General features: G+C 59.1%; 13 protein-coding genes. 8 read left to right on the top strand and 5 right to left on the bottom strand.

Features of this window, described 5'->3' with window-relative positions; all coding sequences use genetic code 11:
- On the top strand, nt 1–267 hold a 267-nt coding region (locus NF685_RS02540; RefSeq protein WP_252848457.1), incomplete at its 5' end, for a hypothetical protein.
- Between the two features lie 268 nt (nt 268–535).
- On the opposite strand, the gene NF685_RS02535 is transcribed toward NF685_RS02540, so the two are convergent.
- Nucleotides 536–748: a CsbD family protein gene (locus NF685_RS02535; protein WP_222546714.1), complete on the bottom strand. Its 213-nt coding sequence runs from the start codon at nt 746–748 to the stop codon at nt 536–538.
- A 202-nt stretch (nt 749–950) separates the two neighbouring features.
- Here NF685_RS02535 and NF685_RS02530 point away from each other — a divergent pair, with 202 nt between their 5' ends.
- Entirely contained in the window at nt 951–1,850 is a 900-nt protein-coding gene (locus NF685_RS02530; RefSeq protein WP_252848456.1) for a DMT family transporter, read from the top strand.
- 87 nt (nt 1,851–1,937) lie between these two features.
- Nucleotides 1,938–2,423, top strand: a complete 486-nt coding sequence (ybaK, locus tag NF685_RS02525) for a Cys-tRNA(Pro) deacylase (protein ID WP_252848455.1) — start codon at nt 1,938–1,940, stop codon at nt 2,421–2,423.
- Here ybaK and NF685_RS02520 read toward each other — a convergent pair whose 3' ends face one another.
- The gene (locus NF685_RS02520) at nt 2,424–4,859 is read right to left on the bottom strand and encodes a TonB-dependent receptor (RefSeq protein WP_252848454.1); all 2,436 of its coding nucleotides are present in this window, start codon (nt 4,857–4,859) and stop codon (nt 2,424–2,426) included.
- A gap of 315 nt (nt 4,860–5,174) precedes the next feature.
- Here NF685_RS02520 and NF685_RS02515 point away from each other — a divergent pair, with 315 nt between their 5' ends.
- The 5 genes from NF685_RS02515 to NF685_RS02495 all read left to right on the top strand — a co-directional run bounded on the left by NF685_RS02515 (nt 5,175) and on the right by NF685_RS02495 (nt 9,389).
- Nucleotides 5,175–5,849 (top strand): TVP38/TMEM64 family protein, encoded by a 675-nt coding sequence (locus NF685_RS02515; RefSeq protein WP_252848453.1) that lies wholly within the window; start codon nt 5,175–5,177, stop codon nt 5,847–5,849.
- Between the two features lie 271 nt (nt 5,850–6,120).
- Nucleotides 6,121–7,425: a multidrug effflux MFS transporter gene (locus NF685_RS02510; RefSeq protein WP_373317825.1), complete on the top strand. Its 1,305-nt coding sequence runs from the start codon at nt 6,121–6,123 to the stop codon at nt 7,423–7,425.
- 45 nt (nt 7,426–7,470) lie between these two features.
- The gene (locus tag NF685_RS02505) at nt 7,471–7,842 is read left to right on the top strand and encodes a response regulator (RefSeq protein ID WP_252848452.1); all 372 of its coding nucleotides are present in this window, start codon (nt 7,471–7,473) and stop codon (nt 7,840–7,842) included.
- A 78-nt stretch (nt 7,843–7,920) separates the two neighbouring features.
- Complete coding sequence (locus tag NF685_RS02500; RefSeq protein ID WP_222546708.1) at nt 7,921–8,472, top strand: adenine phosphoribosyltransferase; 552 nt, start codon at nt 7,921–7,923, stop codon at nt 8,470–8,472.
- 83 nt (nt 8,473–8,555) lie between these two features.
- A complete protein-coding gene (locus tag NF685_RS02495; RefSeq protein WP_252848451.1) occupies nt 8,556–9,389 on the top strand; it encodes a nitroreductase family protein in 834 nt (277 codons plus the stop codon).
- Between the two features lie 179 nt (nt 9,390–9,568).
- Here the strand turns inward: NF685_RS02495 and NF685_RS02490 are convergent, their stop codons facing one another.
- From NF685_RS02490 to NF685_RS02480, 3 genes are all read right to left on the bottom strand, one after another.
- Complete coding sequence (locus tag NF685_RS02490; protein WP_252848450.1) at nt 9,569–10,618, bottom strand: phenylacetaldoxime dehydratase family protein; 1,050 nt, start codon at nt 10,616–10,618, stop codon at nt 9,569–9,571.
- Nucleotides 10,619–10,620: 2 nt separating this feature from the next.
- Nucleotides 10,621–11,649, bottom strand: coding sequence for a carbon-nitrogen hydrolase family protein (locus NF685_RS02485; RefSeq protein WP_252848449.1), 1,029 nt, complete (start codon nt 11,647–11,649; stop codon nt 10,621–10,623).
- Between the two features lie 134 nt (nt 11,650–11,783).
- Nucleotides 11,784–12,761 (bottom strand): AraC-like ligand-binding domain-containing protein, encoded by a 978-nt coding sequence (locus tag NF685_RS02480; RefSeq protein WP_252848448.1) that lies wholly within the window; start codon nt 12,759–12,761, stop codon nt 11,784–11,786.
- Nucleotides 12,762–12,854: the final 93 nt, after the last annotated feature.

The following is a 12,854-nucleotide window of genomic DNA, read 5'->3' as shown; positions in this document are numbered from 1 at the left end:
AATTTTCAAAGAACCCTACCTAACTCACTGATCTTACTCAGTCTTTCAGGCAGTCGCCGCGGCGTGTTCCGCTGCGGTGAACGGGCTTTTACGGAAACCGGGGGGGGTTGTCAAACACTTCCTCAAATTCCCCAAAACCCACGCCACATATGGACCACACCCGATTCCACACACCCCAACACACATAATCCAAACCAAAAAAGTCCAAAAAAAAGCAAAAATCCCAACCAACAATCTCAAACCACAGGAAACGACACACTCAAATGACCACCAGAGCGATGTTCGGAGAGTATGAGGGCTAACCGGGACCGTGGTTACCCGCTGGAAGAGGCGCCACCGTGTCGGAATGTCCCAGTGTCCAACCGGATCGAGACAGGAGCGATCCTCAGGATCATCCATATGGGTTGCCAACTAGCCGATGGAAAGGGGGAGCGACCATTCAACGCGCCGCCGTTACGCCTGGCCCAGGATTTGAACGCAAAAACGCCCCACAAACCGACGGGGCGTTTTTGTCAGAGCTTTGGTCTGGAGAGACTCAGAGCTTGTTGAGACCATCCTTGACGCTATCGATGCCGTTATTCACGGCGCTTTTGACATCGCCCTTGGCCTTCTCTGCCTTGCCTTCAAGGTTTTCAGCAGCGCCTTCAGCCTCCAGCCGCTCGTTATTGGTGAGCTTGCCGGTTTCTTCCTTGATCGAGCCAACGACCTGCTTGACGGTACCGCTGACCTTATCCGTGAATGAACTCATGATACTGGTCCTTCTCGTTAGGTTCTGCCTCTGTCAGATCTGCCTTCATTGGCGTCGCTTTTGGCAGGACGGGTCTTTCAACGCGTCAGCCTGAACAAAGTCGCACGAAAGATCCTTTTTCCGGACAGGGATGGTCTTTTTCCTTCTGTCGCGATCCCATAAGGTGAACGACTCCTGACTCCCCCCTCAAGAAAGCGATGACATGGCTCTCTTCCTTTTTTCTGCCGTTGTCGTGCTCTGGGGACTGACCTGGTTTGCCATTCATCTACAGATCGGGGGCACGACAGCCGATGTCGCGATCTTCTGGCGCTTCGTACTTTCGGCACTGGTGATTGGTGTGGGACTGGCCGCTACCGGCAAGCTCCGCCCTCCCCCGAAATCTGCATGGCCCTGGATCGCGGGAATGGGGGCCTGTCTGTTCTCCTGCAATTTCCTGGGGATCTACAGTTCGGAACTCTACCTGCCGAGCGGGACGGTGTCTGTCGTGTTCAGCATGGCGACATTGTTCAACACGCTCAATCTCTGGCTGTTTTTCCGCAAGACACCGGATCTGCGTGTGCTGGTGGGCGGTATTCTGGGCGTATGCGGCGTTGCCCTGCTGCTGGCTGGAGATATGGCCCATGAAAACCGGCATATGATGCTTGCAGGAATGGGTTTTGCCCTTCTGGGCACCTTCCTGTTCTCCTGCGGCAACATGCTCTCGCGCCATCTCGCCAAGTTCGACATCAGCCTGACCAATACCGTTTTCTGGGGCATGATCTGCGGGGCTTCATTGCTGGCATGCGTCATTCCGCTGTCAGGGCATGGCTACGCCTTCCCGCTCACGCCACGCTGGCTGGGTGGCCTGTTCTATCTCGCACTTTTCGGCTCGGTTGCAGGATTTCTGTTCTATCTCGAACTGGTCCGACGCATAGGAGCCGACAAGGCTGCCTACGCCACCATTCTCTCACCGGTCATCGCGCTGGGCATGTCGGCCTTTTTCGAACAGGTATACTGGTCGGTACCGATGCTGGCGGGTCTGGTTCTCATCCTGTCGGGCAATGTTTTGGCTTTTCTGCGCCGCAAACCCCTCCCACAGCCTGTGGAGGTGGAACAGGGCTGACCGACATCCGATCCGGACGGAGTTTGACAGTCGGGCCGGGCGGTTTTCTGATGGGCCTATCATTTACCTCCCACAGGAACCCCTGCGATGAAACCTGCTTCCGGACAGACCCCTGCCCTCGTCCTGCTGGAAAAAGAAGGGGTCGCCTATACGTTGCACAGCCACGAATACGACCCCGATGCGAGCCGCAAAGGCTTGCAGGCTGCTGAATCGCTCGGTGTTCCACCGGAGCGCGTTTTCAAAACACTGCTGCTCTGGGTGGACAAGGACAGGCCAGCCTGTGCGGTGATCCGGTCGGATCACAAGCTGAACCTGAAAGCCGCGGCTGCGACGCTGGGAGGCAAATCGGCCGCGATGATGGCCCCGCCCGATGCCGAGCGCCTGACCGCCTATAAGACGGGCGGTATCAGCCCTTTTGGACAGAAAAAACGCGTGCCCGTCCTTTTGGACAAACACGCGCTGGAACAGGAACGGATTTTCGTCAATGCCGGTCGCAGAGGCCTGCAATGCGAAATCGACCCTAGAGCCGCTGCCAGCCATTTCGGCTGGACAGTCGGCGCTGTTGCCGAGTGATCAGAACCCGGTCGAGAGGGTGACCATCGCCGAGAACGGCGGGTTCAGATAGTAGGAAGGCAGACCACCGGAAGCGATCATGGTGCCATACACGCCCTTGGTCGGGTTTGCGTTGGTGGTGAAGCCATACACACCGTTGCGGAACTTGGCGCCCGTCAGGTTGGTCATGTTCAGCTGGATCTGCGGCGACTTCATGAAACCCTTGTTCTTGAAGCGATAACCGATGCCCACCTGGTTGGTGACATATTGCGGAACCGAGCTGTCATTCATGAAGCTGGCATATTGCTTGCCGACATAGATGACCTGACCCGAGAACCAGAAGCTGCCATTGTCATAATCGAGACCGAGTTTGGCCTGCTTGGAAGGCGAACGGATGGCGATCTTGCCTGCCGTCGGCAGCAGGTCGTTCCCGACGCGAATGTTGTTGTCGATGGTCGAGCGCAGATATTCGAACGTCGCATAGGGACGGAAATGATGCCATGCGCGCGTACCGATCTGGATATCGACACCGCGTGTAGTCTGACCGCCGGCATTGACCGTCTGGCTGTAGCTCGCCCCCGAAGCGCCGTCATAATAATTGAGGGTCTGCTGACGGTTGGTCAGGTTGTAATTGAAGAGCGAAACCGAGCCGACGATCAGATCGCCGTTGTAGCGATAGCCCAGCTCTTCCTCGATCGTGTATTCAGGCTTGGACGACCCGCCACGCTGTGTCTGCACGCCCGAGGTGTTGTAGTAATCGACCAGAGACGTGTTGGACGGCGCCTTGAAGTTGGTGCTGCCGGAAACATAGATCTGGTGATGCTTGTTGAAATTCCAGCCGATTCCGATCTGCGGTAGCGGCTCGGGCGTATGCAGATTGCGGTTGTACTGCGTGCCCGGTGTGTAGTTGTACATACGGCGCGTCACCATCGCTTCCTTGAAGCCGACGACGATATTCAGGCGATCGTTGAAATACTTCATCGTGTCGCCGATGAAGATCATGTTGACCTGAGTAAGCGACAGGAAGTCACGCGAGCGGAAGGACTCACCCGTAGTGGTCTTGATGGTGTCCGTCGTGCCCCAGATGTTGTTCGCTTCGCCAGTCTGCTGGTTAACGATGCCATAGGGCGAGTACTGATAGAGGTTGGCGTACTCATACCACCAGCCGAGCGAGATATCGTGGTGGTGATCCGGCTTGTAGTGCAGCGAGATAGTATTGCCGGTGCGGAACTGTTCCTGGTTCGACGGCGCAAGCGCCAGAACGCTTTTCGCGCCGCCCAGATCGAGCTGTACAGCCTGATCCCCCATATGGGTTGAGGAATTGATGACCGAAGCGCCGGTACCATTACCGATGCCATGCCAGAAATACAGTGAATCCTCGAGCGTCAGCTTGGGCGTGATGACGATATGGGTCGGCAGGGCCGCAACCACGTTCTCGAACGGATTGACGTGCAGCTTGTAATAATTCGCACCCGCCGCGTTCGGCCCGGCATAATCGGTGGCATAATTGGTGGAGTAGCCTGTCGTGCGCCACTGGGTCAGGTTCGGGGCCAGATAGAAATCGTTCGTCTGGTCGTTATAGGCGACTGTCAGGCCGGTATGGCTCCCGTTGCGGAAGTCCTTCACCATCTTGAAGTCGTAATGGTATTTTTCGGCCTGACCGGGACCACGCCAGGTGTTGCCCTTGGTATGGCTGAAGGCAAACATGGCGCGCACGCCGCTATTGCCGATATCGCCCGAGTTCAGACGGATGAATTCGCGGAATGTGTCGAACGAGCCGAAAGAGACGTCCATCACCCCACCGAAGTGATGGGTAGGGTTGCTCATGGTCATGGTCGTCATACCGGCAGAAGCGCTGATGACCGGCGTGTCGATATTCACCGAACCCGGCTGCATCGAGACGCTCTCGAGGTTTTCAGACTCGAGCACTTCGTTGGCATAGAACTGGCCGCCACCGATATCGTTGAGCGGCGCGCCATCGAGCAGCCAGCCCACTTCGGTCGTGTCGAAGCCGCGCACATTGGTCTGGCCCGTGTAAAGACCGAACGGGTCAGCCTGGGTGACATTCGCGGCAGGCATCATGGCGATGACCTGCTGCAGGTTCACGCTTGGGGCCAGCTTGGCAATGAAGTCATGCGTGATGGTCTGAACGGCCTTGGGGGCTGTCTCGACACGAAGCAGACCGCCGCCCGGCTGGCGGCTACGGCTGCTGCGACCGGTCACGGCAATTTCTTCCGGCTGGGAACGCGCCATGACGGCCGCTGGCGCAGGACGCGCAACCGGTGCTGCGGCGATAGCGGGCGATGCCACAGGAGCCGGAGCTGAATGAGCCGTCCGATGAGTGGACGCATGGTGCTTGTGACGGGTCGGCGCGGCGGTCGAGACCTGAACGCTTCCTGCAAGGGCAGTGCCTGCAAGAAGCGTCATAAGACAGCGATGCGTGAAACTGGACGGCATAGAGTAGCGTTTCCCTCGGCACTTGACGAAAAAACTGTCACTGTTCGACACAAACCATATCGTTACGATATCAAACAGAAACCTACTTCCCGGCTACCAGTTACGTTCACCAACAGCAACGAAACCCCGATGACAATTGCGGTGTAGTGACAGAATAGTCATCCACTGTTACCGATCTGCATCACAGGGTGCTTCCTCTAGGGGATAAGGGCTGCTAAGCGCTCGGCAAGCCAAGCAAGGAGTCCGGCTCTGACCCCCTCGCCCTCCCCTGAAAGAACGCGCCTGAAATCTGCCTGGAAGCCTGCGCTTACGCTGATGGCTCTGGCTGCCTTCCTGCTTCTTCTGCGGGAGTTTCAGGTGACGCGCTCGCTGCTCGACTACATCGCAGGGTGGAAGCATCGACCCGGGGCCCCGCTCGTCTTTCTGCTGATCGGCATTCCCTACAGTTTTTTCGGGCTCCCGCGTCAGGCGCTCTGCCTTGTAGCCGGGCTCGTATTCGGTGTCGTCTGGGGCTTCGTTCTTGCTACGCTCGCAAGTCTCGCCGGATCGGTGCTTGGCTTTTTGTGGATGCGTCGTCTTGCCACACCGGCGCAGCGGACCCGGATGCAGGCGCGTTTCAGCGGCAGGCTCGGGCTGATCGGCCGCATACTGGAGCAATCGCCGTTCCAGGCCATTCTTACCCTGCGGCTTCTGCCGGTCGGTTCTGCCATCATGGTGACAATCGCTGCCGGGCTTTACGGTGTTCCGCTTTCCGCATTCACCTGGGCCACACTTCTGGGCGCGCTGCCCCAGAATCTCGTCTTCGTGCTGGTCGGTGCCGGTGCCCGCCTGGGACAAGGCGCGCAGATCGGGCTTGGTATTCTGCTTTTCGCAGGGTCATCCCTGCTTGCCTGGGTGCTTCTCGCACGTGCACGGCGCGAAGGAAGCGCTATCGCCACGCTGGCAGACACACGCCCCGAGGACGAGAACGCATCATCTCCCCAACCGTGATTTCACATTCCCCTACGGGATGGGACACACACGATACGCAGAAGAGCCCGGCGTCCGGTGCGTATCAAAAAGAACGAAAATCGACCGCTGCGGCGAAAAACGCATTGAAAAACCTGAGCGCTGCGATATCTGACACCTCATTGCCAGAGACTGGTCAGAAAACCGCCTTTTTGAAACCGCTTTCTTCACGATAACGCTCCAAAAGCGCGGCGCCCCAACGACCGGGGAAATTCGTCCTACCTTACAGCCCTTTATCCAGCAGGAGCGCCTCATGGCCTCTCCCGACGGGATCTTTCTTTCTGCCACTCCTGCGACGGGGCGTCAGGCCGACTCACCCCAGACAGCCATAGCCATGCCCGGCTGGCTGCCGCTTCTGCTGGGATTTCTGACAGCTGTCGGTCCCGTCTCGACCGACATCTACCTGCCAGCCTTCCCCGCTCTGGAGAAGTCGCTGCATTCCCCGGCGGGCAGTGCAGGCATGACGCTCTCTGCCTGGATGGTGGGGCTTGCCATCGGGCAGATCAGCATGGGACCGCTGGCAGACCGTTTCGGCAGACGTATTCCGATGCTGCTTGGTATGCTGGTCTATACGATCGGCAGCGTCGGCTGCGCCATGGCCACGACCATGACCTCAATGTGCATTTTCCGCCTGATAGCCGCCATCGCAGCCTCGGCCAGCATCGTCATTCCCAGTGCCTGCGTGCGTGATCTCTCGACCGGGAACGAAGCCGCACGCCTGATGTCCAAGCTGATCCTGATCCAGGGTATCGTGCCGATTCTGGCACCCATGCTGGGTGGCATTGCGCTGGACTATATCAGCTGGCGCGCCATTTTCTGGGTTTCTGCGGTTTATGGCGCTCTTTGCGTGCTGCTGCTTTTGCGCGCTTTCCCCGAAACCCTGCCGCCTGAAAACCGGCGCGAACTGCGCCCGCTTTCCCTGCTGCATCGCTATCTCTCCATCGCACGCGAACGCTGCTTCATTACCAATGCGCTCGTCTGGGGATTTTGCGGCTTCTTGTCCTTCACCTACCTCACGGCTGCGCCGACCGTGTTCGAGCATATTTTCGGCTTTACACCAGCCCATTACGGCATGCTCTTCGGCCTGTTCGCCGTGTGCATGATCGGCTCTTCGCAGATCAACGGAGCATTGGTCGGACGCGTGAGTTCCGGCGCCATGCTGGGCTGGGCGCTCGTCATCGCCATACTGGGTGCCGTAGCCCTTCTGGTGGTGGTCATGGTGGCAGAACAGTATCTCGGCCCCAACGGTCATATACGCCCCATCATGCTCATTCCCATCGTGGGCTGCATGATGATCACTCTGGGCATGACGGGCATTATCGGCCCCAATGCCATGGTGGGCGCGCTCAGCAACCAGTCGCAGTTTGCAGGAAGCGCCTCGGCCTTTGCCGGGACCATGCAATATGCTCTGGGTTCGCTTGCCAGCACCGCCATCGGCCTGCTGCCTGCCAGCACCCCCATGCCCATGGCGGCGCTGATGCTTTTCGCCGCGCTGATGATGGGGGTATTTGCCATATTGCGCCCTCATGGGCACAAAGGAACATCGTCAGCCGGGTGACCTGTCCCCTCGGGTCAGGCACCCCAGTGTATGGAGCGTGCCTGCATGACCGATTCGCCTGTCCTGCTTGTTGAGGATGACGATTCCATAGCCCTGATCGTGGAAACGATCCTTTCCACCGCCGGTCTGGTCGTCACGCGCGCCGTGTCCGGTCAGGAGGCCCTGTCTCTTGCCGCAACGACGGCGCCGGGTCTTCTCATCACCGATCTCAACCTGCCGGGCGATCTGGGGGGGGACACGCTGGCCATGCAACTGCGCGCACGCACGCCGCATCTGCCGGTCATCCTGATCTCGGGCGATTTCGACGATGCAACACCCAGAGACGATCTGGTGCCGGGCGCAGTCATTCTTCCCAAGCCTTTCAGGCGCGCAGCACTGCTCGAAGCGCTCGAAACAGCCAAAGCGACACAACCCTGACATTTACTTTTGAGACCCGACGCGGCTAGATGCCGCGCCTTTTGACGATGAAGCAAAGCAGGAAAGAGACGCAGGACCATGGACCAGACGACGACACCCGGCGATCAGCCCGAACTCGATCTCAAGAAATACATTCGCGAGATCCCGGATTTTCCGAAACCCGGCATCCTGTTCTATGACATCTCGACCCTGATCCGGAACGCCGATGCCTGGCAGATTGCCACGGCACGTCTGGCCCGAGCCATTTCCCCCTGGCAGCCCGACCTTCTGGCCGGAATCGAAAGCCGCGGCTTTCTGACGGCGGCCCCGGTGGCCATGCGTCTGGGTTGCGGTTTCATCATGCTGCGCAAGCCGGGCAAGCTGCCGGGCAAGACCATCTCGCTCAAATACGGGCTGGAATACGGCCATGACGAGCTGCACATCCAGGCCGATGCCATCAAGCCGGGTCAGCGCGTTGTGGTGCTTGACGACCTTCTGGCCACGGGCGGCACGCTGGCTGCCTCGATCAAGCTGCTGCAGAATGTCGGCGCCGAAGTGGTAGGCACATCCGTTCTGGTCGAGCTCGACGGGCTTGGTGGACGTGACAAGCTGGACGTGCCGCTGCATTCGCTTCTAACCTATCCCGCCTGACAGCCTGATCACGCCCCTGCGGCAGCGCGCCCCGTCGCTGCCGCCCTTTTCGTGACAGGCGATCCTGCGGAGAGCGCCCTGTCATGACCGATCGCCTTACCTCCCTCTGGCAGGAGCGTTACCGCTCCGCGCCGCCTTCCACGCTGGGGCAGGACCCGGTGAGCCGAACCGATGTTTTCGCATCGCTCCTCACCCATAAATCTGTACGGGCCTATCTGCCCGATGCCCTGCCGCCCGGTACCATCGAGGCCGCCATTGCCGCCGCACAATCTGCGGCCACATCAAGCAATCTGCAGTGCTGGAGCGTCATTGCGGTGCAAGATCCGGCCAGACGGGCCCGTTTTGCGGCCCTGTGCGGCAATCAGGCCCATATTGCCCAGGCACCAGTCTTTCTCGTCTGGGTGGCGGATCTTTCCCGTCTGGACCGCATGGCAGAGCGTGAGAACAAACCACGCGAAGGGCTGGACTACACAGAGACCTTCCTGCTTGCCACCATCGATGCTGCACTGGCCGCGCAAAATGCCGTTGCGTCCCTCGAGGCTGCGGGGCTCGGCACCGTCTATATCGGCGGCTTGCGCAATCATCCGGAAAGCGTCGCCAGTGAACTCGCCCTGCCGCCGCGCTGCATGGGGTTGTTCGGTCTTTGTGTCGGTCTGCCCGATCCGTCCCATCCGGCAAGCGTCAAACCACGCCTGCCCCAGGCTGCCGTTCTGCATCGCGAGCGTTACGAGACGCAGGACGAGGCCTCACAGATCGCCCTTCACGATGAACGGGACAGCGCATTCCAGAAAGAACAGGGGCTTCCACCACGTCACTGGTCCGAAACCATGACCGCCCGTATCGGGACGCGCGCCGGCCTGCATGGTCGTGACACCCTGCTGGCATCGCTGCACAAGCTCGGCTTTCCGCTGAAATAGAGAGGTTCTTCCTGTCGGTCCGCCCCTCAGGTCACTTGTCTCTGTTACGACTGGTCTTTCTGCATCGGCGGCGCACGGAACAACATCAAGGCCCAGTCAGGGACGGCCGAGTAAAGGCAGAGCGACAGCAGAGAAAAAAGTGACCCAGTCGTTTATGCGCACTCCGATATCGTCGCCACTCAGACAAGGCCATTCAGCATGCCTGTTCGGTCATGGCAGCCGATATAATCCAGTATCTGCGCATCGGAATGAAGCACGGCGACTTCATGAAACAGGCGCAGGGAAATCTTGCCCTGAAGCGTCTGAACGACCTGCAGGAAGTCGCCGAATATTGCCTTGTGGGTCGGGTGATGCTCGGCCCAGTGTTCCATCGCAGCCAGATCGCGCCATGCACTCATGCCGAAACTGCGACAGGGTTTGCCACCGCTCTCTGCGCTGACACGCATATAGCGGTTGAAATAACAGCCTATTTCCAGCCCTTCATCGCGCAGGAAATCCATTCCTGTGCGCAGGGTCGGTTCGATCCGGTCGCGATAAAGGGTCATCTCCTCCCCTGTTACATCGGACCAGTCCTGACCCGAACGGATCAGGGCGACGCCTTCATGGCTGAACACAAGCCGACGCCCCGGTTCGATATCGATCAGCCGGCGCTCCCCATACGCCTGAAGGCTCCGGGTCTGACTGGCTGGCAGGCGATCTCGCATACCGCCCCAATAACCATGTTCCTGGATGGTATCGTCGCTTCTCCCTCCCAGCATGACACCGATCCCCTCAAGACGATCGGACGCACTGAAAAGGGTTTCGAGATGCGTGCTGCGCGGCAGGAATATCTCGCGATAAATCCCGATACCGGCCCATTCGCGCGCCTGTTCGTTCCACCATCCGGCATGGTGACGCCACCATGAAACGTGATCGTGCGCCCTGGGCCAGTAAGCGATGGCGACGTCGTTGCGATAGCCGGCATTGTCGATAAAACTGGCCCGCTCGATATTGGAGGCACCATCCCCCTCCTTCAGGCGTTGCATCAGATCGTCGAGGATACGGGTGGCACGCAAGGCGTCCGCTGTAATCTCGCCACGCCATTGCACGCCGAAATAACCCATGACCAGCTCTTCCTCTTCCGAAAGACCACGCGCAGTCCAGGCAGGAAAAGGCGGCTGGAAGTCATCGGCATGCCGTCGTTCACGCGTACGAGGGCAACGAAGATGGGGTGCAATGGCGCTTTCCATAATCAGCCCTCATTAGAAAGCGGGAAAGCGAACGACATCGTCTCGACCGGCTCGACATCGGCAGGTCTGACATAGTCCACACGACGAGCCCTGACGGGGTTGAACAGAAGACGCGTGACATCCGGGCGGGAATAATGCCCGACCGGATCGGCCGAGGCTTTGGCGATGGGAATGGCGGCAAGGTCGATCTCGGCGTAAAGCAGGCCTTCCTCATCTTCCGCCAGGGGAGCAACGAGTTCGCGACCGTCCGGCCCGAAGATACGAGCGGCGGCTCCCCCGGCCCGAAGCAGCTCCCGCTTGTTCGGCGTGTCGCAAAGCTCGTCGAGCATGGCTTCAGAAACAATCGCGCATGGCGCCAGAACGAAGCATCCCCCCTCTACCGCATAGACGCGCGAGGTAGCATTATTGACCTCTGCGCTCAACGCATAGGCAAAGGGCTCATAGAGCGAGAAGCTCGGCCAGGCGCCAATATGGACCTGCTCGTTCTGCGCATACATCGCATATTTCGTGAGCGGCTGGATGTGTTCCCAGCAGCATAATGCCCCCACACGCCCCAATCCCGGTATGTCATGCACTGCCAGATCGCTGCCATCGCCCTCGCCATAAACAGTGCGCTCCACATGGGTCACACGCAGTTTGCGACGTGTGGCGATCGTCTCGCCATCGGGGCCGAGAATCCACTGGGCAATGTAAAGCGATCCCTCATAGCGTTCCGACAGACCGAGAACCGCCGTGATTCCCGCCTCGCGCACGGCCTTGCGCAGGCGATCGGCTTCAGGACTGTCATAGGAAAGCGAGTTGTCGAAATAGCGACCGGTAAAGCCACGCCCGATCGACCAGGCCGGACTGTCGAGCCAGATATGCCACGGATATCCGGGGATAAAGGTCTCGGGAAAAGCGATCAGCGCGGCTCCGGCAGACGCAGCCTCTTTTATAAGGGCAATCGTCTTGTCGATCGTGGCATCGAGGTCGAGAAAGACCGGGGCGGCCTGTACGACCGCAACCTTGTAGCGGGGGTGCCTGAGACTCATCTTGCGCTCCGTCGAGTGATCTCTGATCGGGTCTGGATACCCGGAACGAAATCGATCTTAGGTCGGAACGAATTGCTGTCTTGTCTGTAAGAGAAGCAAAACATGCCTCCTTGCGGACATCGGGCAGGACAGTTTCAGAGAGCCGGATGCATCGGCGCTGCACGACAGGCATTGCGCCAGTCTCTTGGGGTGCAGCGATATGCCGCGGCAAAAACGCGGCTGAAATGCGCCTGGCTGACAAAGCCGCTCATGCGGGCAATTTCACCGATCTGATAACGGTCCCGTCCCGGATCGGAAAGAGCCTCACGCGCCCATTCGAGGCGGCGTTTCATGATGTATTCCGCAACGCCCATTCCTTCATCGGCAAAGATATCATCCAGATAGCGTGTCGAAATCCGGAACTGGGTCGCAAGGGAACGACGACCGAATTCAGGGTCGCGCAGTCGCAGCTCGATGGCATTGCGTATCTGCAAACCCATGGCCAGACGATGCGATGTGGCTGCACCAGAACGATGGCCCGTCGCAATCAGCATCGAGGCGACAAGCTCGGCAGCCTGAGTTGCAAGACGCGAAACCAGCATATCAGATAGCGGACGCGTCATCCCCATCAGCCCCTCGAGAAACCGACCTGTCAAAGCAGCCAGTGGATTACCGTCACCGATCGGGGTCGCGGTCAGAGAGTCGGCATGGCCAAAACGCGTCGCGAGCGCCGCGTCAGGCATCATGAAGACAATCTGTTCGAAATTGCGATCGAACCGGAGCGTATAAGGCCGTCCCGTATGATAGAGCGCAAAGGTTCCGCGCTGCATGATTGCCTCACGACCGTCCTGGATGACCTGCCCTCTGCCGCTGACCCCGAAGCTGAGCAGAAAATGATGGCTTGCCGCGGTACTGATCAGGCGACGCGTTCTCGATACAGACTGGGCGCGTGCGCTGACAGACGCAATACTCGAGGTATCCAGCCCGATACGGGTGATCGCCCCGCGAAATTCGGGATCCTGAGGTTTGCATTCAAGCGGGACGAACGCCTGACAGACGATATCATGCCAGAGTTCTGCACCTGCCCGGGGAGACAAACCCGCTGTGTCATAGCTCTGCAAGACAAGTGGCATGACGTTCTGCCCGTAAAATGCGGTTGACCGACCCGGAACCCCGATTAACACAGACCACAATGTTTCGGTATCGTTATCGTTCCGTATTGGAAC

Origin of the sequence: Asaia lannensis NBRC 102526 (genome assembly GCF_024054035.1) — a bacterium.
Classification (GTDB): domain Bacteria; phylum Pseudomonadota; class Alphaproteobacteria; order Acetobacterales; family Acetobacteraceae; genus Asaia; species Asaia lannensis.
Note: the sequence above shows the minus strand (reverse complement) of the source record. Positions and strands in the feature narration are given on the sequence as shown.

Bases quoted from the DNA above. Each gene is read 5' to 3' on its own strand.
- NF685_RS02505 (WP_252848452.1), top strand. From the start codon at position 7,471: ATGACCGATTCGCCTGTCCTGCTTGTTGAGGATGACGATTCCATAGCC.
- NF685_RS02480 (WP_252848448.1), bottom strand. From the start codon at position 12,761: ATGCCACTTGTCTTGCAGAGCTATGACACAGCGGGTTTGTCTCCCCGG.
- NF685_RS02485 (WP_252848449.1), bottom strand. From the start codon at position 11,649: ATGAGTCTCAGGCACCCCCGCTACAAGGTTGCGGTCGTACAGGCCGCC.
- NF685_RS02490 (WP_252848450.1), bottom strand. From the start codon at position 10,618: ATGGAAAGCGCCATTGCACCCCATCTTCGTTGCCCTCGTACGCGTGAA.
- NF685_RS02520 (WP_252848454.1), bottom strand. From the start codon at position 4,859: ATGCCGTCCAGTTTCACGCATCGCTGTCTTATGACGCTTCTTGCAGGC.
- NF685_RS02515 (WP_252848453.1), top strand. From the start codon at position 5,175: ATGGCTCTGGCTGCCTTCCTGCTTCTTCTGCGGGAGTTTCAGGTGACG.
- NF685_RS02510 (WP_373317825.1), top strand. From the start codon at position 6,121: ATGGCCTCTCCCGACGGGATCTTTCTTTCTGCCACTCCTGCGACGGGG.
- NF685_RS02495 (WP_252848451.1), top strand. From the start codon at position 8,556: ATGACCGATCGCCTTACCTCCCTCTGGCAGGAGCGTTACCGCTCCGCG.
- ybaK (WP_252848455.1), top strand. From the start codon at position 1,938: ATGAAACCTGCTTCCGGACAGACCCCTGCCCTCGTCCTGCTGGAAAAA.
- NF685_RS02500 (WP_222546708.1), top strand. From the start codon at position 7,921: ATGGACCAGACGACGACACCCGGCGATCAGCCCGAACTCGATCTCAAG.
- NF685_RS02530 (WP_252848456.1), top strand. From the start codon at position 951: ATGGCTCTCTTCCTTTTTTCTGCCGTTGTCGTGCTCTGGGGACTGACC.
- NF685_RS02535 (WP_222546714.1), bottom strand. From the start codon at position 748: ATGAGTTCATTCACGGATAAGGTCAGCGGTACCGTCAAGCAGGTCGTT.